The sequence below is a fragment of the Pseudomonas sp. GL-B-12 genome, assembly GCF_019955895.1.
GTDB lineage: Bacteria > Pseudomonadota > Gammaproteobacteria > Pseudomonadales > Pseudomonadaceae > Aquipseudomonas.
The window spans coordinates 1-20,909 of sequence record NZ_JAHBCX010000051.1; the positions used below are offsets into that span (position 1 = coordinate 1).

Sequence of the window (20,909 nt, forward strand, 5' to 3'; positions counted from 1 at the left end):
TGCTCGCGAAAGCGGTGTGCCATTCAACGCAGATGTCGACTGATACACCGCCTTCGCGAGCAAGCCCGCTCCCACATTTGTTCTTCAGCGACCTTTGAATTGGGCCACGTTATCAGCGTGCGCCTCGGCTTTCGGCACGCCGGCAACGCCCAACCGCTCCCCGCTCTTGGCATCGAACAGCAGCACTTTCGCCGGATCGAATTGCAGGGTCAGGGTCTCGCCCACCGCCGGCGCCACGTCTGGCGCCAGGCGGCAGCAGACCTTGGTGTCGTTGAGGTTGACGAAGACCAGGGTGTCGGGACCGGTCGGTTCAGTGACCTGGACTTCGGCACGAATGCTCGGCAAGCCGTTCGCTTCGCCATTGGCCAGGATGATCTGCTCAGGGCGCATGCCGAGGATCACTTCACGGTCTTCAAGACCGGCGTCCTGCATGCCCAGCGGCAATTCGCAACGGGCCTGGCCGCTGTCGAGCAACGCCAGCAGTCGACCGTCCTTGCGCTGCAAGCGCAGCGGGATGAAGTTCATCGGCGGCGAACCGATGAAGCTCGCCACGAACAGGTTGGCCGGGTTGTTGTAGATGTCCTTCGGCGTGCCGAACTGCTGGATGATCCCGTCCTTCATCACCGCCACTTTGTCGCCCAGGGTCATGGCTTCGATCTGGTCGTGGGTCACGTAGACCGTGGTGGTTTTCAGGCGCTGGTGCATCAGTTTCATTTCGGTGCGCATCTCGACCCGCAGCTTGGCGTCGAGGTTGGACAGCGGTTCGTCGAACAGATAGATCTTCGGCCGCCGCGCCAGGGCACGGCCCATCGCCACGCGCTGTTGCTGGCCGCCGGAGAGCTGGCCTGGCTTGCGGCTGAGCAGGTGTTCGATCTGCAACAACTTGGAAACCCGAGCGACCTCTTCGTCGATTTCGGCGGTCGGCATTTTGCGGATCTTCAGGCCGAAGGCGATGTTGTCGCGCACGCTCATGGTCGGGTACAGCGCGTAGGACTGGAACACCATGGCGATGTCGCGATCCTTGGGGCTCATGCCGCTGATGTCGGCGTCGTCCACCAGGATCGCGCCGCCGCTGATGGTTTCCAGGCCGGCGATGCAGTTCATCAAGGTCGACTTGCCGCAGCCCGACGGGCCGACCAGGATCAGGAACTCACCGTCATCGATTTTCAGTTCGATATTTTTCAGGGTGTCCGGCAAGCCGGGGCCGTAGGTCTTGTTGACGTTGCGTAATTCGAGAGTTGCCATGTTTCTACCCCTTGACCGCGCCGGACGTCAGCCCACGCAGGAAATACTTGCCAGCGAAAATGTAGACCAGCAGTGTCGGCAGCCCGGCGATCATCGCGGCGGCCATATCAACGTTGTATTCCTTGGCCCCGGTGCTGGTGTTGACCAGGTTGTTCAGGGCCACGGTAATTGGCTGGGCGTCGCCACTGGCGAACACCACGCCGAACAGGAAGTCGTTCCAGATCTGGGTGAACTGCCAAATCAGGCAGACCATCACGATCGGGATCGACATCGGCAGCAGGATCTTCAGGAAGATCGTGAAGAAGCCCGCGCCATCGAGCCGCGCGGCCTTGACCAGCGCATCCGGAATGCTCACGTAGTAGTTGCGGAAGAACAGCGTGGTGAACGCCAGGCCGTAGACCACGTGCACCAGCACCAGACCAGTGGTGGTGTTGGCCAGGCCGAACTTGCCGAGGGTGAACGAGGCTGGCAACAGCACGGTCTGGAACGGCAGGAAGCAGCCGAACAGCAGCAGGCCGAAGAACAGTTGCGAACCACGGAAGCGCCACATCGACAGCACGTAGCCGTTCATCGCACCAATAAACGTGGAAATCAGCACCGCCGGCACGGTGATCTTCACCGAGTTCCAGAAGTAGCCGCCGACCACGTCCCATGCCTTGATCCAGCCGATGCCGTCGATCACGGTCGGCCAACTCAACAGGTTGCCGGTACGGATGTCTTCCGGGGATTTGAAACTGGTCAGCAGCATCACCACCAGCGGGATCAGGTACACCGCCGCTGCCAGTAGCAGGGTGGCGTAGATCGCGATGCGGCTGAAACTGATACCCGATTTTCCGAGTTGATTAGTCATGGCGTTTGCCTCGCAGCTCGGAGTACAGGTAAGGCACGAGGATGGTCAGCACGGCGCCGAGCATCAGCATGGCGCTGGCCGAACCGATGCCCATCTGGCCACGGCTGAAGGTGAAGGAATACATGAACATCGCCGGCAGGTCGGAGGAGTAACCCGGACCGCCCGCGGTCATCGCCGCGACCAGGTCGAAGCTCTTGATCGCAATGTGCGCGAGGATCATGAAGGCACTGAAGAACACCGGGCGCAGGCTCGGCAGGACGATCTTCAGGTAGATGGTCGGCAGGCTCGCCCCGTCGACTTGCGCGGCACGGATGATCGATTGATCGACACCGCGCAGACCGGCGAGGAACATCGCCATGACAAACCCTGAGGCTTGCCACACGGCGGCGATCACCAGGCAATAAACGACACGATCCTGATCCACCAGCCAGTCGAGACGAAAGCCCTCCCAGCCCCAGTCACGCAGCATCTTGTCCAGGCCCAGGCCTGGGTTGAGCAGCCATTTCCACGCGGTACCGGTGACGATCATCGACAGCGCCATCGGGTACAGGTAGACGGTGCGGATGAAGCCTTCCTTGCGAATGCGCTGGTCCAGCAGCACCGCGAGGAACACGCCCAGCACCAGGCTGATGCCGATGAACATGCCACCGAACACCGCGAGGTTCTTGCTCGCGACCCACCAGCGGTCGTTGTCCATCAGGCGCATGTATTGCTGCAGGCCGACCCACTTGTAGCTCGGCATGAAGCTGGAGTTGGTGAAGGACAGAATGAACGTCCAGATGATGTAACCGTAGAAGCCAACCAACACGATCAGCATGCTCGGCGCGAGTACCAACTTGGGTAGCCAGCGTTGCAGCGCATCGAACGGTGAGGCTTTGCTGAAAACCGCCACAGAGCTCATCGGGATAATCCAGGTTTAGAGAAATGAATCGACACGGTGGTCCCTTGTGGGAGCGGGCTTGCTCGCGAAAGCGGTGCGTCAGTCGACATCAATGTTGAATGTCAGTCCGCATTCGCGAGCAAGCCCGCTCCCACATTGGGTCAGGCTGTGTCAGGGATTACTGGGCCGCTTTGACAGCCGAGGCCAGTTGGGCGCTGGCCTTGGCCGGGTCAGCATCCTTGTCGTTCATGAAGTTGGTGACCACATCGAAGATCGCGCCTTGCACCGCCAGGGAAGTGGCCATGTTGTGCGCCATGCTCGGTTGCAGGCCGCCGGTCTTGTCGTCCGCGATGAAGTCCTTGGCCGACTTCTGGGCGCACTCGTCGAAGCCGAGCTTGTCCATTTCGCTCAGCATGTCGTTACGCACCGGGATCGAACCCTTGTTCATGCTGAAGACTTTCTGGAAGTCGGTACCCAATGCGACCTTGGCCAGGTCTTGCTGGGCAGCGATGTCGCCCTTGCGATCGGCCTTGAGCTTGAACACCGCCAGGGAGTCGATGTTGTAGGTGAAGGCTTTTTCAGTGCCAGGGAACGCTACGCACTGGTAGTCCTTGCCCGCGACTTTCTTCGCCGCAGTCCACTCGCTTTTCGCCCAGTCGCCCATCATCTGCATGCCGGCCTTGCCATTGATGACGTCGGCGGCGGCGATGTTCCAGTCACGACCGGCGCGGTTCGGGTCCATGTAGCCGGTGATCTTTTTCAGCTCGGCGAACGACTGGGTCATCTGCGGGCCGGACAGGGTTTTCTGGTCCAGGTCGACCAGGGCTTTCTTGTAACCGTCGGCGCCCATGACCGAGAGCACCACGTCTTCGAACACGGTGCTGTCTTGCCAAGGCTGGCCGCCGTGGGCGAGCGCGATGAAGCCGGCGGCTTTGAGCTTGTCGCCGGCGGCATAGAATTCTTCGAGGGTAGTCGGGGCTTTTTCGATCCCGGCTTTCTTGAATACTTCCGGGTTGATCCACAGCCAGTTGACACGGTGAATGTTCACCGGAACGGCGACGTAGTCACCTTCGTACTTCACGGTGTCGGAGACTTTCTTCGACAGCAGGCCATCCCAGTTTTCCGCCTTGGAAACGTCTTTCAACGCGTCGGTGCTGAGCAGGCCAGTGCTGCCCCACTCCTGGATGTCCGGACCCTTGATCTGTGCAACGCCCGGCGGGTTGCCGGCTACGGCGCGACTCTTGAGTACGGTCATGGCCGTGGAACCACCACCGCCGGCGACTGCGCCATCCTTCCAGGTGAAGCCGTCTTTTTCGACTTGAGCCTTCAGGACATCGACCGCTGCTTTTTCACCACCGGAGGTCCACCAGTGAACGACTTCAACGGAGCCTTTGGATTCGGCGGCCAGGACACTGAGGGGGAGCGCAGACAGGGAAGCGAGAGAAATGACAGTAGCGAGGCGAGAAATCGCATTCATCTAGGAGCACCTTTCTTGTTGTTATGCATGCAAGTCTGTTGCTTGCGCTGCATAGGATTCTAAACAGGGGATAGCCCCTCGCAGGTAACGAAGGGATGCGCGAATGTCACCGCATGGTTACATAGAACCGCTCTGGGACAACTGCGCCAGCGCCGTGGCCATGCTCGGTGCCAGCGCCAGGCGCGGAATCAGCACGGCTTGCCAGGCGTGGTAAAGGTCAGGTTTACCGGGCCAGATATCGGCACTCGGGCGGTTCAGCGGGTCGAGTTCGTGATGCCAGCTGCCATCGCAGCGGTCGATGAAATGACTGTCACAGAATTCCCAGAATAATCGGTACCAGTGTTCGTATTGCACCTCCCCAGTGCGCTTGAGCAGCGCACTGGCGGCGGCGCTGGCTTCGCAATGGGTCCAGTGCAGGCGATGGCGGACCACCGCTTTGTTGTCCCAGTCCAGGGTGTAGACGATGCCCGGCGCGCCATCGACCTCCCAGCCGTGGAGGCAATTGTGCTCGAACAGTTTTTGCGCGTCGGTGACCAGCCAGCCCGGCGTGAGCATCCCGGCCTTCACCCGCGACGCCTCGAGGTGCAGCAACAGCCGCGCCCACTCGAAACCATGGCCCGGGGTGGTGCCGTAGGGGCGGAAGCCGTCGGCCGGATTGTCGTGGTTGTAGTCCCGCAGCGGCTGCCAGTCGCGGTCGAAATGCTCGATCACCAGGTAATCGTTGGCGGCGGCGTGATCATGGATCACGCGCTCGACGATGCGCTGGGCACGGCACAACCAACGGTTGTCATCGGTGACATCGGCCAGGGCGAGGAAGGCTTCGGTGGCGTGCATGTTGCTGTTGGCACCCCGGTACGCCTCCTCTTCGCTCCAGTCGCGATTGAAAGACTCGCGCATCGCGCCTTCTTCTTCGCTCCAGAAACAGGTGTCGATGATGTCGATGGCATCATCGAGCAAGGCTTGTGCACCGGGGCGCTGTGCGACCACCGCAGAACTGGCGGCCAGCGCGACGAAGGCATGCAGATAGGCGTTCTTGCCGGTATTGTCGTCGCGATGTTCGGCAGCCGCGAACCAGCCGCCATGCAGCGCGTCGCGCAATGGCCCGCACAAGGCCTGAATGCCGTGATCGACCAGTTCGGCAAAACCCGGCAAGCCCTGAATATGGGCCATGGCGAAGCTGTGGGTCATGCGCGCGGTGTTCATGGTCTGGGCTTGCGCATCAGCCGCAAGGCGACCCTTTTCATCGAGGTTGCCGAAGCCTTCAGGCAGTTTCGAAGCTTTGGCAAACGCCAGCAGGCGCAAGCCTTCGGTGGCAAGCCATTGCTGATGGGCAGGTGCGTTCAGCCAACTGCTGAAGGCCGGTTGGAAGGTGTCCATGGCGTACCTTTTTTGTTGTTTTGACTGTGGGGCAGCATAAACAACGGGGGAAGGTAGGCATGTAACGAAGGGGGTGGGTTATGTCACCAGGCTGTGACAATTGCATAGCAAGATCCTTTCAATCCATCGAGCGGGGTAACTGCAGGGTCACTCGCAACCCGCCCTCACGCAAATTCTGCAAGCTGACCTCACCGCCATGGCTATGGGCAATGTTGCGGGCAATCCCCAGCCCCAACCCATAACCCTGCTGCTGCCCGGCCAGGCGGAAGTGCGGTTCGAACACCTGCTCCAGGCGCTGCTCCGGCACGCCCGGCCCTTCATCATCGACATGCAGGATGAACGCGCTTTCGTCGTCATCGATGTGCAGGTGCGCGTTCTGCCCGTACTTCAACGCATTGTCGATCAGGTTGCCGATGCAGCGCTTGAGCGCCAGCGGTTTGCCCGGGTACGCCGCCAGCGCCCGCCCCTGTTGGGTCACGCGGCCGTTGCCGTTCGGCGCGAGATAGGGCTCCACCAGGCAGTCGAGCACATGGTTGAGATCCACCGGCTCGATGTTCTCGTGGATGTCGGTGTCTTTCACGCATTGCAGCGCGCCCTTGACCAGCAATTCGAGCTCGTCCAGGTCGCGCCCGAACTTGGCTTGCAGCGTTTCGTCTTCAAGCAACTCAACCCGCAGGCGCAAGCGGGTGATCGGCGTGCGCAGGTCGTGGGAAATGGCGCTGAACAACTGGCTGCGCTCGGTCAGGTAACGACTGATGCGCTCGCGCATGGTGTTGAAGGCGCGCCCGACCTCGACCACTTCGCTGCCGCCGCCCTCGGCCACCGGCTCCACGTCAGCCCCCAACGACAAATCCCGCGCCGCCCGCGCCAGGCGCTTGAGCGGACGACTCTGCCAGTGCACCAGCAGGCCGATGAACAACAGCAAAAAGCTGCTGGTCAGGACGATGAACCACACCTGCTGCGCCGGCAGGCCCTGCTCTTCAAGACTGGTGTAGGGCTCGGGCAACAGCGAGGCGATGTACAGCCATTCGCCCGGCGCCATCTGGATCTGCGTGACCAGCACCGGCGGATTCACCGGCTCCAGGGTCAGCGCGTAGTGCGCCCAGGAGCGTGGCAACTCATCGAGTTTCAGGCCGCCATTGAAGATGCGCAGGTCTTCCGGGCTGACGAAGGTCACCGAGATGACCGTGTCCTGGCCGAGGGACTGGCGCAGCACTTCGTCCACCGCTTTGAGCACCGCCTCTTTGCGCGGGGTGATGGGCAGCACTTCCATGCCCAGGGGTTTGTCGTTGAGCGTCACCACGAACCGGGTGCCGCCCATGCTGCGCAACTGGTCGAGCACCAAGGGACGATACGCCACCGGCAACGAACGGAAATAACTGACGCTGGCGGTCATTGAATGGGCCAGGCTGCGAGCACTGGTGACCAGGCCCTCGAGCTGCGTGGCGCGCAGTTGCGACACCCAGATCACGCTCGACAGCGTCTGGGCGAACAACACCGCCAGCAAGGTCAGCAACAACATCCGCCCAAGCAGCGAACGCGGCACCGGCACCTTGGCGGCGAGCTTGCGCAAAGTCTCAGTGACCATTGCTGGCAACCACGTTGGCTGCCAGTTGGTAGCCGCTGCCGCGCACGGTGCGGATCAGCCGCGGCGGTTTCTCGGTGTCACGCAGGCGCTGGCGCAACCGGCTGACCGCCATGTCGACGATGCGATCCAGGGGCATCAGTTCACGGCCACGGGTGGCGTTGCCGATGGTGTCGCGGTCGAGGATTTCCTGCGGGTGATCGAGGAACAGTTTCAGCAGCGCAAAGTCTGCGCCCGAGAGAATCACCTCTTCGCCGTCGATGTGAAACAGCCGATGGCTGACCATGTCCAGACGCCAGTCATCGAAGGCCAGCACCTCACCGCCACTGCGCTCCTGACCGAACTGCGCGCGGCGCAGCAACGCCTTGATCCGCGCCTGCAACTCCCGTGGGCTGAACGGCTTGCCCAGATAATCGTCGGCGCCCAGTTCCAGGCCGATGACACGGTCGGCTTCGTCGGAACTGGCGGTGAGCATGATGATCGGCACCTGTGCCTGGCGCGGATGCTGGCGAATCCAGCGGCACAGGCTGAAGCCGTCTTCGTCGGGCAGCATCACATCAAGGATCACCAGATCGCTCGGCGCCTCGTTCAGCGCCTGACGAAAACCGGCGCCGTCGGGCGTGGTACGCACCTGGAAACCGGCGCGGGTCAGGTAGGTGTCCAGCAACTCGCGTATCTCTTGATCGTCATCGACCAACAAAATCGACTTGTTGACTGAGCTCACGGGCGGCGTCCTTGTTGTTTGAATTGGGCGGATTATGCCTTATGCGCAAAATATACAAACACCACAGAAACAACTGTGGGAGCGGGCTTGCTCGCGAAGACGGTTTTACATTCAACACATTTGTTGCCTGACACTCCGCTTTCGCGAGCAAGTCGGAACGCCGCACCGCCGCTCCCACATTTTGATCGTATTTCAGGCTGGGAGAGATTGTTCCAAGGCCACACCCGCACCCATCAAGCCCGAATACGGCGCCGTCACCAGCCACACCGGAATCCCCTTGAAGTAATCGCTCATGCAACCCTTGTCGGCGAAGCACCGGGCGAAACCGCTTTCGAGGAAGAAATCGGCAAACCGCGGAATCACTCCGCCAACGATGTACACGCCACCGCGTCCACCGGTGGTCAGCACGTTGTTGCCGGCCACGCGACCGAGCCAGCAGCAGAACTGCTCAAGCACTTCCACGGCAATCGGGTCGCCCGCCAGCCCGGCAGCGGTGATGGCTTCCGGCGTGTCGAGCACCGGCGTGTGCCCGTCCACCGCACAGATCGCCCGATAGACGCGGGGCAAGCCGCCACCGCTCAGGGCTGTCTCTGCACTGACATGGCCAATTTCGTTGAAGATGTGCTGCCAGAGTTGAGTTTCACGCGGACTGCTCAACGGCAGATCGACGTGACCGCCCTCCCCCGGCAACGCGGCAAAACGACCCTCCCCCAAATCGAGCAAGGTACCGACGCCCAAACCAGTGCCCGGGCCAATCACCACCGCCGGGCGCAATGGCTCCGGCGTACCTTCGCAGACCACGCGGAATTCGCCGGGCTGCAAACGGGTCATGCCCAGGGCCATGGCCGAGAAGTCGTTGACCAGCAACAGCTGATCCACCTGCAAGGTCTGGCAAAAGCCCTTGCGGCTCAGGCGCCAGTGATTGTTGGTGAACTTGAATTCGTCACCACTCACCGGGCCTGCCACCGACAGGCACACCGAACCGATCGCACCCGGTGCCAGCCCCAGGCCATTGAGGTAGAGGCTGATCGCATCGATAGGGCTGGGGAAATCTGCCGTTGCCAGCACCTGGACCGATTCCAGTTGCTGGTTTTTCCACAACGCGAAACGTGCGTTGGTCCCACCGATGTCACCGACCAAAGCCAGTTTCAATTAAGCGTCTCCAGGGCAGAAGTGAAGGCGCTGGCGCCCTGCTCCGCCGAGCTGAAGGCCATGCGCATGAAACCGAACAGCTCGCGACCGGTGCCGATGTTGTTGCCCAACAGGCCCTTGGCCGGCGTGCGCGCTGCGAATTCTTCGGCGTCCACCTTAAGCTCCAGGGTGCCTTTGACGCCATCGACGCGAATGATATCGCCCTCTAGCACCCGCGCCAAAGCGCCGCCTACGTAAGCTTCGGGGCTGACATGAATGGCCGCCGGGATTTTCCCCGACGCGCCGGACATGCGCCCGTCGGTCACCAGCGCAACTTTGAAGCCGCGATCCTGCAGCACGCCGAGGAACGGCGTCATCTTGTGCAGCTCCGGCATGCCGTTGGAGCGTGGCCCCTGGAAGCGCATCACCGCGACAAAATCCTTCTCCAGCAAACCGGCCTTGAACGCATCGGCCAGGTCCTGCTGATCCTGGAACACCATGGCTGGTGCTTCGACGATCTGGTTTTCCACGGCTACGGCGGAGACCTTCATCACGCCACGACCGAGGTTGCCTTCCATCACCCGCAGGCCACCTTCCGCCGAGAACGCGCGGGCGACCGGACGCAGGATGCTTTCATCGAGGCTGTCGGTCACGCCTTCACGCCAGACCAACTGGCCATTGTCGAGGAACGGCTCCTGGGTGTAGCGGCTCAGGCCGTGGCCCATCACGGTGTTGACGTTTTCGTGGAGCAACCCGGCTTCCAGCAGTTCACGGATCAGGAACGACATGCCGCCCGCGGCCTGGAAGTGGTTGATGTCGGCTTTGCCGTTCGGGTAGACGTGGCTCAGGGTCGGCACGACTTCGGAGAGGTCGGCCATGTCCTGCCAGGTCAACTGAATGCCCGCCGCCATGGCGATGGCCGGCATGTGCAGGGTGTGGTTGGTCGAGCCGCCTGTAGCGTGCAGTGCCACGATGGAGTTGACCAGCGAACGCTCGTCGACGATTTCGCCGATCGGCATGAAGTCGCCGTTCTGCTTGGTCAGGCGCGTGACCTGGTGCGCCGCCTCACGGGTCAAGGCATCGCGCAACGGCGTGTTCGGGTTGACGAAGGACGAGCCCGGCAGGTGCAGGCCCATGACTTCCATCAGCAACTGGTTGGTGTTGGCAGTGCCGTAGAAAGTGCAGGTGCCAGGGCTGTGGTAGGACTTCATTTCCGATTCCAGCAGTTCTTCGCGGGTCGCCTTGCCTTCGGCGTACTTCTGGCGCACGTCGGCTTTCTGCTTGTTGGAAATGCCCGAGACCATCGGCCCGCCCGGCACGAAGATCATCGGCAGATGGCCGAAGCGCAGTGCGCCCATCATCAGGCCCGGCACGATCTTGTCGCAGATGCCGAGCAGCAGCGCGCCGTCGAACATGTTGTGGGACAGCGCCACGGCCGTGGACAACGCGATCACTTCACGGCTCGGCAGGCTCAGCTCCATGCCCGGCTCGCCCTGGGTCACGCCATCGCACATGGCCGGGGTGCCACCGGCGAACTGGCCGACGGAGCCGATTTCGCGCAGGGCCTTTTTGATCATCTCCGGAAAGACTTCGTACGGCTGGTGCGCCGAGAGCATGTCGTTATATGACGAAACTATCGCGATGTTGGCGGAGTTCATCATCCGCAGGCTGTGCTTGTCGTCGCTGCCGCAACCGGCCACGCCATGGGCGAAGTTGGCGCATTGCAGCTTGCCGCGCATCGGACCGTCGCTGGCCGCACCGCGGATCAATGCAAGGTAGGCCTCACGCGTGGCGCGGCTGCGGGCGATAAGCCGTTCAGTGACCTCAAGGACGCGGGGATGCATGTGTAGAACTCCAGGCTAACGGATGTGGCGACCTGATTGTCTATGCTGATCAAAGGCCGGTGTCGATGGGATGACAGACGGTTTATTTGACCATTTGGACCAGTTGATTCAGGTCACTCGTTGTAGATCGAACAAAATATTGCCATCAAAAAGGCTTGTTTTCTATTTTTTTACGAATAATCTTGTAATTCCAACAACAAAACGACGGTAGCGCCGCAATATGACTCTTCGAATCGCAATCAATGGTTTTGGCCGCATCGGCCGTAATGTCCTGCGCGCACTCTATACCCAGGGCTACCGTCAGGATCTGCAGATCGTCGCCATCAACGACCTGGGCGACAGTGCGATCAATGCTCATCTGCTCAAGTACGACACCGTTCACGGCACGTTCGATGCCGATGTCCAGCACGATCAGGAGAGCCTGACGGTCAATGGCGACCGCATTTCGGTCAGCGCCATCCGCAACCCGGCCGACCTGCCCTGGGCCGCGGAAAAGATTGATGTGGTGTTCGAATGCACCGGTCTGTTCACCGACCGGGCCAAAGCCGCCGCGCATATTACGGCGGGCGCGCGCAAAGTGATCATCTCGGCCCCGGCCAAAGGCGCCGACGCCACCGTGGTTTACGGGGTGAACCACGACATTCTGCGCCAATCGCACCAGATCATTTCCAACGCGTCGTGCACCACCAACTGCCTGGCCCCGGTGGCCCAGGTGCTGCATCGCGAGCTGGGCATCGAAAGCGGTTTGATGACCACCATTCACGCCTACACCAACGATCAGCACCTGACCGACGTCTATCACGTCGATCCGTACCGCGCCCGTTCGGCCACCCAGAACATGATCCCGAGCAAGACCGGTGCTGCTGAAGCGGTGGGCCTGGTGCTGCCGGAACTGGCGGGCAAATTGACCGGCATGTCGGTGCGCGTACCGGTGATCAATGTGTCGCTGGTGGACCTGACGGTGCATCTGAAAAAAGAAGCCAGCGCAGAGGAAGTCAATGCGCTGATGAAAGAAGCCAGCCAGCACTCGAAGATCCTTGGCTACAACACCCTGCCGCTGGTCTCCAGCGACTTCAACCACAACCCGCTGTCGTCGATCTTCGACGCCAACCACACCAAATCCACCGGCAAGCTGCTCAAGGTGCTGGCGTGGTATGACAACGAATGGGGCTTCTCCAACCGCATGCTCGATAACTGCCTGGCGCTGTGCAACGCTGAATAAGCCCGGAGCAACTATCGATGATCGGCATCAGCTTTACGCAAAAGACCATGGCGGCGCGCAAGCGTATCGCCCTGGTCGCCCATGACCACTGCAAGGTGTTCTTGCTGGACTGGGCCGAACGGCAAAAAGACAGACTGGCCCAGCATGATCTGGTCGCCACCGGCACCACGGGGTTGTTGTTGCAACAACGCCTCGACCTGCCGGTGCAAAGCATGATCAGCGGGCCACTGGGCGGCGACCAACAGCTCGGTGCGCAAATCGCCGAGCAGCGGGTCGACATGCTGGTGTTTTTCTGGGACCCGTTCGAACCCCAGCCCCACGACCCGGATATCAAGGCATTGCTGCGGGTCGCGGCGGTGTGGAACATCCCGGTGGCGTGCAACGAATGCAGCGCCGACTATCTGCTCAGCAGCCCGCTGATGGATCAGGCGCACCTCCATCGGATTCCCGATTACGCCACCTATTTGCAGGGGCGCGCGTAAAGCTTCACAAATCAGTACTTGACCATTCGAGTAGATGATAAGCATTATCATTTGCTCGAAATGGATCAGGTTCTCCCGTGAGTCAGTCGCGCTTCAACCACGTTTTCCTCGCCCAGCGCACCTCCCTGCTGCGCACGCTGGAACGGATGGTCAACAATCACAGCACCGCTGAAGACCTCCTGCAGGAAACCTACCTGCGGGTGACCCGTGCATTGAGCGAACGGGCCATCGATCATCTTGAGCCCTTCGTCTTCCAGACGGCGCGCAACCTGGCGCTGGACCATTTGCGCGCGCGGCGTATCCACTCGCGCACCATGGTCGACGACGTGCCGCAGGAGGTGGTGTACAGCATCGCCGCTCCCACCAGCAGTGCCGAAGACGCCGCCCACGCCGAACAATTGCTGGAGCGCCTGAACGTGAGCCTCAGTGAACTCAGCGCCCGCCAACAGCGGATTTTCATCCTCAGCCGCCTGCACGGGCACAGCTACCAGGAAATCGCCGACGAGCTGAACGTGTCCCTCAGTACCGTGCAGAAAGAACTCAAACTGATCATGTCGATCTGCATCGGGGTTGCCGATCGCTTGAACACCAACTGAGCGCCAGGACCTTGCGCCTACCTGGACCGACTGCGCTGATCATCAGGCTTTGCTACCCTTGGCCCACTTTTACGCTTCACTAAAAAAACAGCCGTGCACAGACACTGCCGAGGAAACACCGTGACGGACAACCACCGCTCCCCTGAGCCTTCATCGGCGCAGGACCCCGCAAGCGCGATGGACCAGGCCCTGGACTGGCTGATCGTGCTTGGCAGTCCCGACGCGGAGCAGACCCGCCAGTTCCATGCATGGCTTGACGCCGATCCGTTGAATGCCCAGGCGTTCGCCAAGACCCAGGCGATCTGGGACGGCCCGCAAGTGGTGCAATGCGCGCAAAACCTGGCCGCCCGTCCGGCGAAAGTCACTGTCCTCGCCCGTCTGCGTCCGCACTGGAAACCACTGGCCACCGCCGCCGTGCTGCTGCTCGGGCTGTTCAGTTTCAGCAGTTTGCCGATGCGCCTGCAGGCCGATCACCTGACCGTGGTCGGCGAGCGCCAGCGCCTGCAACTGGAGGACGGCTCCAGGGTTTTGCTCAATACCAATTCGGCGTTCTCAAGCACCATCAACGACCAGCAACGTGTTGCCCGTCTGTATCAGGGCGAAGCATTTTTCGAAGTCCAGGCCAATCGCGGCCAACCACTGGAAATCGACGCCGGACCGGTCACGGCCAGCGTTCGCGATACCGCATTTGCCGTGCGCTACCTCGACGGCGTGGCGCAGGTGCGGGTGCAACGCGGGGATGTCGACTTGCGCGCCACCCGGGATGACGCGCGGGTACGCTTGTCCGCCGGGGAAAGCATTCGCATCGGCCCCAATGGTTTCGACCGCCCGGCCAAGCTGGATACCGCCACCGACCTGGCGTGGGTCCAGGGGCGACTGGTGTTCGAAAACTGCCCGCTGAACCAGGTGCTGGCAGAACTTCGCCGCTACTACCCGGGCTGGATCATCAACAACAACGAACAGTTGGCCGATGTCACCGTGACGGGCAACTACCGCCTCGATCAGCCGCTGGACGTGGTTCGCTCCCTGGCTCACATCACCTCGGCACGGCTCCAGGAATTCCCGGCGCTGGTCATCCTGAACTGAATGAGAATTATTTTTACTCGATAGCCAAACCCCGTACGTCTCGTTATAGCCAATGCAATTGATTCGCATCTCACCATGCCGATCAGCACCTATAAAGATTCGTGCGACACGGAGCGCTATCGATGTCCCCTCGCCTTACCCGCCAAGCCCCTACACCTTCCCGCGTGCTGTCGCTGCTGACCGCCGCCATCCTGATGGCCGGTACCGCACCGCTCATGGCCGCCACCGAGCAATCGACCCGCAAAATGGGCGACTACTCGTTCGCCATTCCCCAGCAATCACTGGTATCGGCACTCAATGCCTTTACCGCCGTGACGGGCTGGCAGGTCGGCGTATCGTCGGAGCTGGCACAGGGTGTGGCCTCGCCGGGAGTACGCGGTTCGCTGTCGCCGGAGAAAGCCCTGGAGCGCCTGTTGGTGGGGACCAACCTGAGCTATCGCAAGCTAGGCAACAACAGCATCGTTCTGGAAAAACGCAGCGGTAGCCGCGCCCTCAATCTGGATCAGGTCACCATCAGCGCCACCCGTAACGAACAGGCTGTGAACAGCGTGCCGAGCACGGTCTCTGTCTACACACGCGAAGATCTGGACCGCAATAACGTCAATACCATCAAGGAACTGGTGCGCTACGAACCCGGTGTTTCGGTAGGCGGCGCAGGCCAACGCGCCGGCATCACGGGCTACAACATTCGCGGCATCGATGGCGACCGCGTGCTGACCCAGGTCGACGGGGTGCAGGTACCCGACGGTTTCTTCAATGGCCCGTATGCCCAGACCAACCGCAACTATGTCGACCCGGAAATCGTCAAGCGTGTAGAAATCCTCCGGGGCCCGGCGTCAGTGCTGTATGGCAGCAGCGCCATTGGCGGTGCGGTCAGCTACTACACGCTGGCCCCGGACGACATCATCAAACCGGGCAAGGATGTCGGCGCACGTCTGAAAACCGGCTACAGCTCCGCCGACGACAGCTGGCTGACTTCCGGCACCGTCGCCGGCCGTAACGGCGAGTTCGATGGTCTGCTGCATCTCAGTCAACGCAACGGTCATGAAACAGAGTCCTTTGGCGAAACCGGCGGCACTGGCCTGAACCGCACGGAGGCCAACCCCCAGGACGTGCGCACCACCAGCGTGCTGGCCAAACTGGGCTGGAATTACGCCGACGACTCGCGCCTGGGCCTGACCTACGAGCATTACAAGGCCGACCGCGACACCAATCAATTGAGCGCGGTGGGCGGCCCGTTCAATGCCGGACGCGGCTTGGGCTTCTATAAGTCCCGTACCGGTAACGACACGATCACCCGCGAACGCTTTGGCCTGGAACACAGCTTCGGTCTGGACAGCGCACTGGCTGACAACATCAAGTGGACGCTGAACTACCAGATCGCCAAGACCGACCAGAGCACCGAAGAGATCTACGCGCCGCCGTCACGGACCGTGTTGCGTAACCGTGATACCAACTTCAAGGATCGCCAATGGGTATTCGACGCCCAGGCTGACAAGTCGTTTGCCATCGCCGATACCGATCACTTCGTTACCTATGGCACCACCATCAAGCAGGACAAAGTTACCGGCCTGCGTACCGGTACCGGCACCTGCCTGACCGTGGCCGGTGCCTGCCGTGTCATTGGCGCCCCGAGCGCCAGCGACACGCTGAAACCCGCCAGTGACTTCCCGGACCCGACCATCAACAGCTACAGCCTGTTCGCCCAGGATCAGATCAGCTGGGGCAACTGGACCTTCCTGCCGGGTGCACGCTACGACTACACCGAACTCAAGCCGCACATCACCGAAGAGTTCCTGGCCACCGCCGACCAGAGCGGCAACGGCGTGGTGAGCGACGAGACCAAGATCTGGCATCGCCTGTCGCCGAAGTTCGGCACCACCTACAGCTTCAACGACCACTACACCTGGTTCGGCCAATACGCCGAAGGCTTCCGCACCCCGACCGCCAAGGCGTTGTATGGTCGTTTCGAAAACATCGCTGGCGGCTATCGGGTCGCGCCTAATCCGGACCTGGAGCCGGAAAAAAGCAAAAGCTACGAGACGGGTTTGCGCGGCAACTTCGAGCAGGGCTCGTTTGACGTGGCGGTGTTCTACAACAAATACCGCGACTTCATCAACGAGAACGCCATCACGCCCGGCTATAGCGAGACCATTTTCAAGAGCAACAACATCAAGCACGCCACCATCAAGGGTGCCGAGGTCAAGGGCCGCCTGAACCTCGATGCCTTCGGCGCGCCGCATGGCCTCTACACCCGGGGCTCGGTGGCCTATGCCTACGGGCGCAACGACGACAACGGCGAGCCGCTCAACAGTGTCAATCCGCTGACCGGCGTATTCGGCCTCGGCTACGACCAGGACACCTACGGCGGCTTGCTCAGCTGGACGCTGGTGAAGAAGAAGGACCGCGTCGACAGCACCAGTTTCAAAACCCCGGACGGCACCAGCACCCAGTTCAAGACGCCCGGTTTCGGCATTCTGGACCTGAGTGCGTTCTACAAGGTGACCGACGACGTGACCGTCAGCGGCGGCGTCTACAACCTCACCGACAAGAAATACTGGCTGTGGGATGACGTGCGCGGCTACGACAGCGTCGGCGAAGCCTCGGTGACCCAACCGGCCAACCTCGACCGCCTGACCCAGCCGGGTCGCAACTTTGCGGTCAACCTGATCTGGGATATCTGATCCGCTCATCCCGCCGGGCGGTTTCATCACGCTGCCCGGTGAGGATTTTTTACTGTCAGGCGCCTTCCTGTTCGTCTCGTTACCAAGCGCCTCTTCTTTCTCCAAGGAATTGCCATGACTACCCAGGCCACCGAACAACGCCCCAACCTGCGTTCGCAGCGTTTGAACCAGATCACCAACGAGCCGCACAGCAAGCTCGATGCCCTGGTCAAGGCCCATGCTCCGTTTGAAACCCCGGCCAATTTCGCCCGCTTCGTGGTGGCGCAGTACCTGTTCCAGTCGGAACTGGTGTCGCTGTACAACGATGCCGAACTGACCGCCATCGTCCCGGACCTGCCGGCCCGCTGCCGTGCCGATGCAGCCAGGGCCGACCTCGCGGACCTGGACACCGAGGTGCCAGCACCTGTCGCCGGTGCACTGAAGAGCCCGACCAAGGCCGAAGCCCTGGGCTGGATCTTCGTCTCCGAAGGTTCGAAGCTCGGCGCGGCGTTCCTGATCAAGCGGGCCGTAGGCCTTGGCCTGAGCGAAACCTTCGGCGCCCGCCACCTCGGCGAACCGGCCGGCGGCCGCGCTGAAGGCTGGAAGAGCTTCGTCAAGACCCTGGACGGCCTGGCATTCAGCGCCCGGGAAGAAGCTGAAGTGGAAAAAGGCGCCATCGACGCGTTCAACCGTTTTACCGTGTTGCTGGAGCAGGCTTACGCCAGCGCACCGGAAGTCGCCTGACACAACACCGACCCTGTGGGAGCGAGCCTGCTCGCGATGACGGTATTCCAGACAGCATTATTGTCGACTGATACTCCGCTATCGCGAGCAGGCTCGCTCCCACAAAGGGCCGGGTGAATCTGTAAGATCTCCATTCAGCGTCACACGCCCCCCCCAGAGCCCATGCCTGCCTCCTCAAAACTCTCCCGCCTCCTCTTCGGCCTGCTGGCCTATGTCAGCCTGGGCATCGGCCTGATCGCCATCGTCATACCCGGCCTGCCAACCACCGAGTTCATCCTGCTGGCCGCCTGGGCCGCGACCCGAAGTTCGCCGCGCCTGAGTGCCTGGCTGGAAAACCATCGGCTGTTCGGCCCCATCCTCCATAACTGGCGCAACGGCAAGATCATCGCGCGCCGGGCAAAAATCAGCGCCACGGTCAGCATGTTGTTATGTGCCGGTCTTATGTTGGTGATGCTCGATCACGGTTGGCCGATTTACCTGGCAATTGCCGGGATGGGGCTGGGCAACCTGTGGATCTGGTCGCGACCGGAATCACTGTCGCAAGTCACCTGAAACCTCTTCAAACCGCCCTGTATTAGCCGGCAACGGCACACTTGAAAGTACCTACTTCCTGTTCGGATTTCTCCTACGCGGTTATCAGGTCATCCATGACCGGGTTTGGCCGTTAAGCACCATGAAACCCCACAACGAGAAGCTGACATGAATGTAATGTGCCGCTGCATCTTTTCAAGTTCCGTATCCGCAAACATTGAAAGCGAACACAGAAACGGCTCAACCCGAGAAAGTTGAACGCCCGGTAATAAATGAGCAAAGGGGGAGGTTTCTCATCGACAAAATCATGGGTCGTGCGGAACAAAAAGGTTACACGCTCGAAGAACTGCAAGAGGTGGAAGCGTTTTTGGAGACGAACGATCGAGGCCCCGACGATTGTGGACTTTATTTTCGGATGAAGGGGGGCAGAGCTGGGTTCCTCCTCGGTAAAGAAATCCAGGCAGAGATAAAGCTCCGTGAAATGGAAGGGATTTACTCCGATTTCAAAAAAGACTTGCAAAGCAAATGGTCTGGCTTGGCCAATAAAGTAATGGGCTTCACCGTGGCCGAAGACGGTCAGTTGAAAGTCACTTCGCCCCCCGACACACTGACTGCCAGGGATGAGGAAATATTGAATACCCTGTTGAACGAGACCAAAGGTTTGCAAACCCTGACACTCAAGCATGCCAAGCTTGTGATCGAACTGGTCCAGATGGATAAACCACAGTTCGAAGGCAAGGTGAATCTTGACCTGCGCAACTTCCATAAGATGATTGACTATGGATTATTGCTGAACAAAGGTGCGCTTGACCTGAGAAATTCAGACTCCTGGCTGGATCAATTGCATAAAAACGCTGAAAAGTATCCGTTTGAAAAAAGGCAGGGGCTACACATCGAAGCCTGATCGTTTGATAAAGCCCGGTAACGCGGGTGTGCACTACCGCGTTGCCGGGAATATAACAGGCCTAGTTACGCAACATATTTTGATAGCATATCTGAGCAAATGAAACGTTCCGCACGTTGTAACCTCCCACCCCCGAATCCTCTTTGTGTTGAACCTGGATCAACCAATACCCCAGGTTGTATTCAACTTCCCACTTATAGCGATACTTGCCACTGCTGGTCCAGAAAGGATCAGACTTCAACTGGCCATAACACCTGCCTAACTCAAGAGCTTGCGCAGCGCTGCCAGTGCTATCCGTTATAAGGTCAAACTTCTCGTCATCCGCCCCTTTGTTCAATATCAAAGTAGCGGTAGCGCCTTCGAGCGGTTGCCCGGTCGAATCCCTCAATCGGACCGACCAATTCAAGACTCTGTAGGCCTGCGTAGTCGCCCAGTAGTGCCGCAGATCACCGGTATCGCCCTGGACGCGACTGTCGGCGTAATAAGGCGCTGAACCCAACTCAAGGTCGTAGATATCATCCGCCACGAACGGGGCAGACGGCATCTTCGAAATGCGAACCTGAACTTCCTGATTCGGCTGCAAGCCAGAAACCGTAAAGGGTTTACCCCAAGGGATTACGGCCCAGTTTCCATCGCGATTGTATTCCAGCGTCAATGGCCCGCCTTTCGTCACACCTGCATGGATCCACACATCCTGCCCCCGTACCGCCATGAAGCTGTAATGCTTCACATCCGTTTCGTCAGCCAGACTGTCCTCGAGGGTGTTCAGTTTGTCCGGCAGTACCGTGGCCGCCGAGGGTATTTGAGAGGCGATACCCGAAATAGCCGCCGAGTTCAGAAAAGACATCGCAGGTGCCGCACCTGCCGCCAATAACATCCCCCAAAAAAACAACACCGAGCGCAACCCGGTCCTTTTAATGCAAGTAATACACATGATGGCTTTCTCATTATTTACTGTCAGATGCCAGAAGCCAAAACTTCCGGAAGCGTTCCACCGAGGTGGCATCTGCATTTAATCGGTCTGCCCTTAATGAGAAGCGGTACATATGTATTTCGTGAACTTCATTTAAAGCGCAAAAAGCACCCTGGACGTCGATGCCAAATTGATCACCGTCCATCCGTGACTTTTCCTCTTTTTACCCCCATTTTCGGCACATTTTTCTGCGCAAACGTTCAACCACTACCGTTCGTCGAGTTGCCCCTCATGTAACCTCAGCGCCACGCCGATGTGCATTGATCGGCGCTAAATGGATTTAGCGTGTGAGCCGCAACGGCCCACAGCCAACACTTCATCCATTCGCGAGTTCGCCCCATGTTCGACTCACTGTCCATCCGCCTGAAAATCGTCCTGCTGTCCGGTCTGTGCCTGCTGGGCGTCGTCGCCTTGATAGTGGGCATGAACATCTACCAGACCAATCAGAACGATGACCTGGTCAGCGATTCCAGCAGCAGAATGCTCACCGCCAGTGTGCAGGACCTGCTCCAGGCCAAAGCCGCCGAGCAAGCGGTGCGGGTGCAGAAGACCTTCGGTGAAACCCTGACGGTGGTGACCGCCCTCGCGGATCAGA

General features: G+C 60.3%; 18 protein-coding genes. 8 read left to right on the forward strand and 10 right to left on the reverse strand.

Annotated elements, in window-relative coordinates:
• Window positions 1–84: 84 nt before the first annotated feature.
• From KGA85_RS24805 to edd, 9 genes are all read right to left on the reverse strand, one after another.
• Window positions 85–1,245, reverse strand: a complete 1,161-nt coding sequence (locus KGA85_RS24805) for an ABC transporter ATP-binding protein (RefSeq protein WP_223457990.1) — start codon at window positions 1,243–1,245, stop codon at window positions 85–87.
• Window positions 1,246–1,249: 4 nt separating this feature from the next.
• Window positions 1,250–2,095: a carbohydrate ABC transporter permease gene (locus KGA85_RS24810; RefSeq protein ID WP_007974434.1), complete on the reverse strand. Its 846-nt coding sequence runs from the start codon at window positions 2,093–2,095 to the stop codon at window positions 1,250–1,252.
• Window positions 2,088–2,996: a carbohydrate ABC transporter permease gene (locus KGA85_RS24815; RefSeq protein ID WP_007974433.1), complete on the reverse strand. Its 909-nt coding sequence runs from the start codon at window positions 2,994–2,996 to the stop codon at window positions 2,088–2,090. Before KGA85_RS24815 ends, KGA85_RS24810 begins: the two co-directional genes overlap by 8 nt.
• Before the next feature lie 157 nt (window positions 2,997–3,153).
• A complete protein-coding gene (locus tag KGA85_RS24820) occupies window positions 3,154–4,452 on the reverse strand; it encodes an ABC transporter substrate-binding protein (RefSeq protein WP_223457994.1) in 1,299 nt (432 codons plus the stop codon).
• Window positions 4,453–4,569: 117 nt separating this feature from the next.
• Window positions 4,570–5,829: an AGE family epimerase/isomerase gene (locus KGA85_RS24825; RefSeq protein WP_223536476.1), complete on the reverse strand. Its 1,260-nt coding sequence runs from the start codon at window positions 5,827–5,829 to the stop codon at window positions 4,570–4,572.
• A gap of 118 nt (window positions 5,830–5,947) precedes the next feature.
• Entirely contained in the window at window positions 5,948–7,375 is a 1,428-nt protein-coding gene (locus KGA85_RS24830) for an ATP-binding protein (protein ID WP_223458030.1), read from the reverse strand.
• Window positions 7,376–7,406: 31 nt separating this feature from the next.
• A complete protein-coding gene (locus KGA85_RS24835; protein WP_008050538.1) occupies window positions 7,407–8,138 on the reverse strand; it encodes a response regulator in 732 nt (243 codons plus the stop codon).
• A gap of 192 nt (window positions 8,139–8,330) precedes the next feature.
• Window positions 8,331–9,290: a glucokinase gene (locus KGA85_RS24840; protein ID WP_223457998.1), complete on the reverse strand. Its 960-nt coding sequence runs from the start codon at window positions 9,288–9,290 to the stop codon at window positions 8,331–8,333.
• Complete coding sequence (gene edd / locus KGA85_RS24845) at window positions 9,287–11,113, reverse strand: phosphogluconate dehydratase (protein ID WP_223458000.1); 1,827 nt, start codon at window positions 11,111–11,113, stop codon at window positions 9,287–9,289. Before edd ends, KGA85_RS24840 begins: the two co-directional genes overlap by 4 nt.
• A gap of 220 nt (window positions 11,114–11,333) precedes the next feature.
• Here edd and gap point away from each other — a divergent pair, with 220 nt between their 5' ends.
• The 8 genes from gap to KGA85_RS24885 all read left to right on the forward strand — a co-directional run bounded on the left by gap (window position 11,334) and on the right by KGA85_RS24885 (window position 19,341).
• On the forward strand, window positions 11,334–12,335 hold the full coding sequence (gap, locus tag KGA85_RS24850) for a type I glyceraldehyde-3-phosphate dehydrogenase (protein ID WP_150726688.1): 1,002 nt from the start codon (window positions 11,334–11,336) through the stop codon (window positions 12,333–12,335).
• 17 nt (window positions 12,336–12,352) lie between these two features.
• Window positions 12,353–12,817, forward strand: coding sequence for a methylglyoxal synthase (locus KGA85_RS24855; protein WP_057713543.1), 465 nt, complete (start codon window positions 12,353–12,355; stop codon window positions 12,815–12,817).
• Window positions 12,818–12,894: 77 nt separating this feature from the next.
• Complete coding sequence (locus KGA85_RS24860; protein WP_223458002.1) at window positions 12,895–13,413, forward strand: RNA polymerase sigma factor; 519 nt, start codon at window positions 12,895–12,897, stop codon at window positions 13,411–13,413.
• 120 nt (window positions 13,414–13,533) lie between these two features.
• Entirely contained in the window at window positions 13,534–14,499 is a 966-nt protein-coding gene (locus tag KGA85_RS24865; protein ID WP_223536472.1) for a FecR family protein, read from the forward strand.
• Between the two features lie 122 nt (window positions 14,500–14,621).
• Window positions 14,622–17,183: a TonB-dependent receptor gene (locus tag KGA85_RS24870; RefSeq protein ID WP_223543455.1), complete on the forward strand. Its 2,562-nt coding sequence runs from the start codon at window positions 14,622–14,624 to the stop codon at window positions 17,181–17,183.
• Window positions 17,184–17,297: 114 nt separating this feature from the next.
• Window positions 17,298–17,906 carry a biliverdin-producing heme oxygenase gene (locus KGA85_RS24875; RefSeq protein ID WP_223458008.1) on the forward strand — a complete coding sequence of 203 codons (609 nt, stop codon included), beginning with the start codon at window positions 17,298–17,300 and terminating at the stop codon, window positions 17,904–17,906.
• A gap of 162 nt (window positions 17,907–18,068) precedes the next feature.
• On the forward strand, window positions 18,069–18,458 hold the full coding sequence (locus tag KGA85_RS24880) for a YbaN family protein (RefSeq protein WP_223458010.1): 390 nt from the start codon (window positions 18,069–18,071) through the stop codon (window positions 18,456–18,458).
• 286 nt (window positions 18,459–18,744) lie between these two features.
• On the forward strand, window positions 18,745–19,341 hold the full coding sequence (locus KGA85_RS24885; protein WP_223533827.1) for a hypothetical protein: 597 nt from the start codon (window positions 18,745–18,747) through the stop codon (window positions 19,339–19,341).
• 61 nt (window positions 19,342–19,402) lie between these two features.
• Here the strand turns inward: KGA85_RS24885 and KGA85_RS24890 are convergent, their stop codons facing one another.
• Window positions 19,403–20,353, reverse strand: a complete 951-nt coding sequence (locus KGA85_RS24890) for a hypothetical protein (protein ID WP_223458014.1) — start codon at window positions 20,351–20,353, stop codon at window positions 19,403–19,405.
• Window positions 20,354–20,909: the final 556 nt, after the last annotated feature.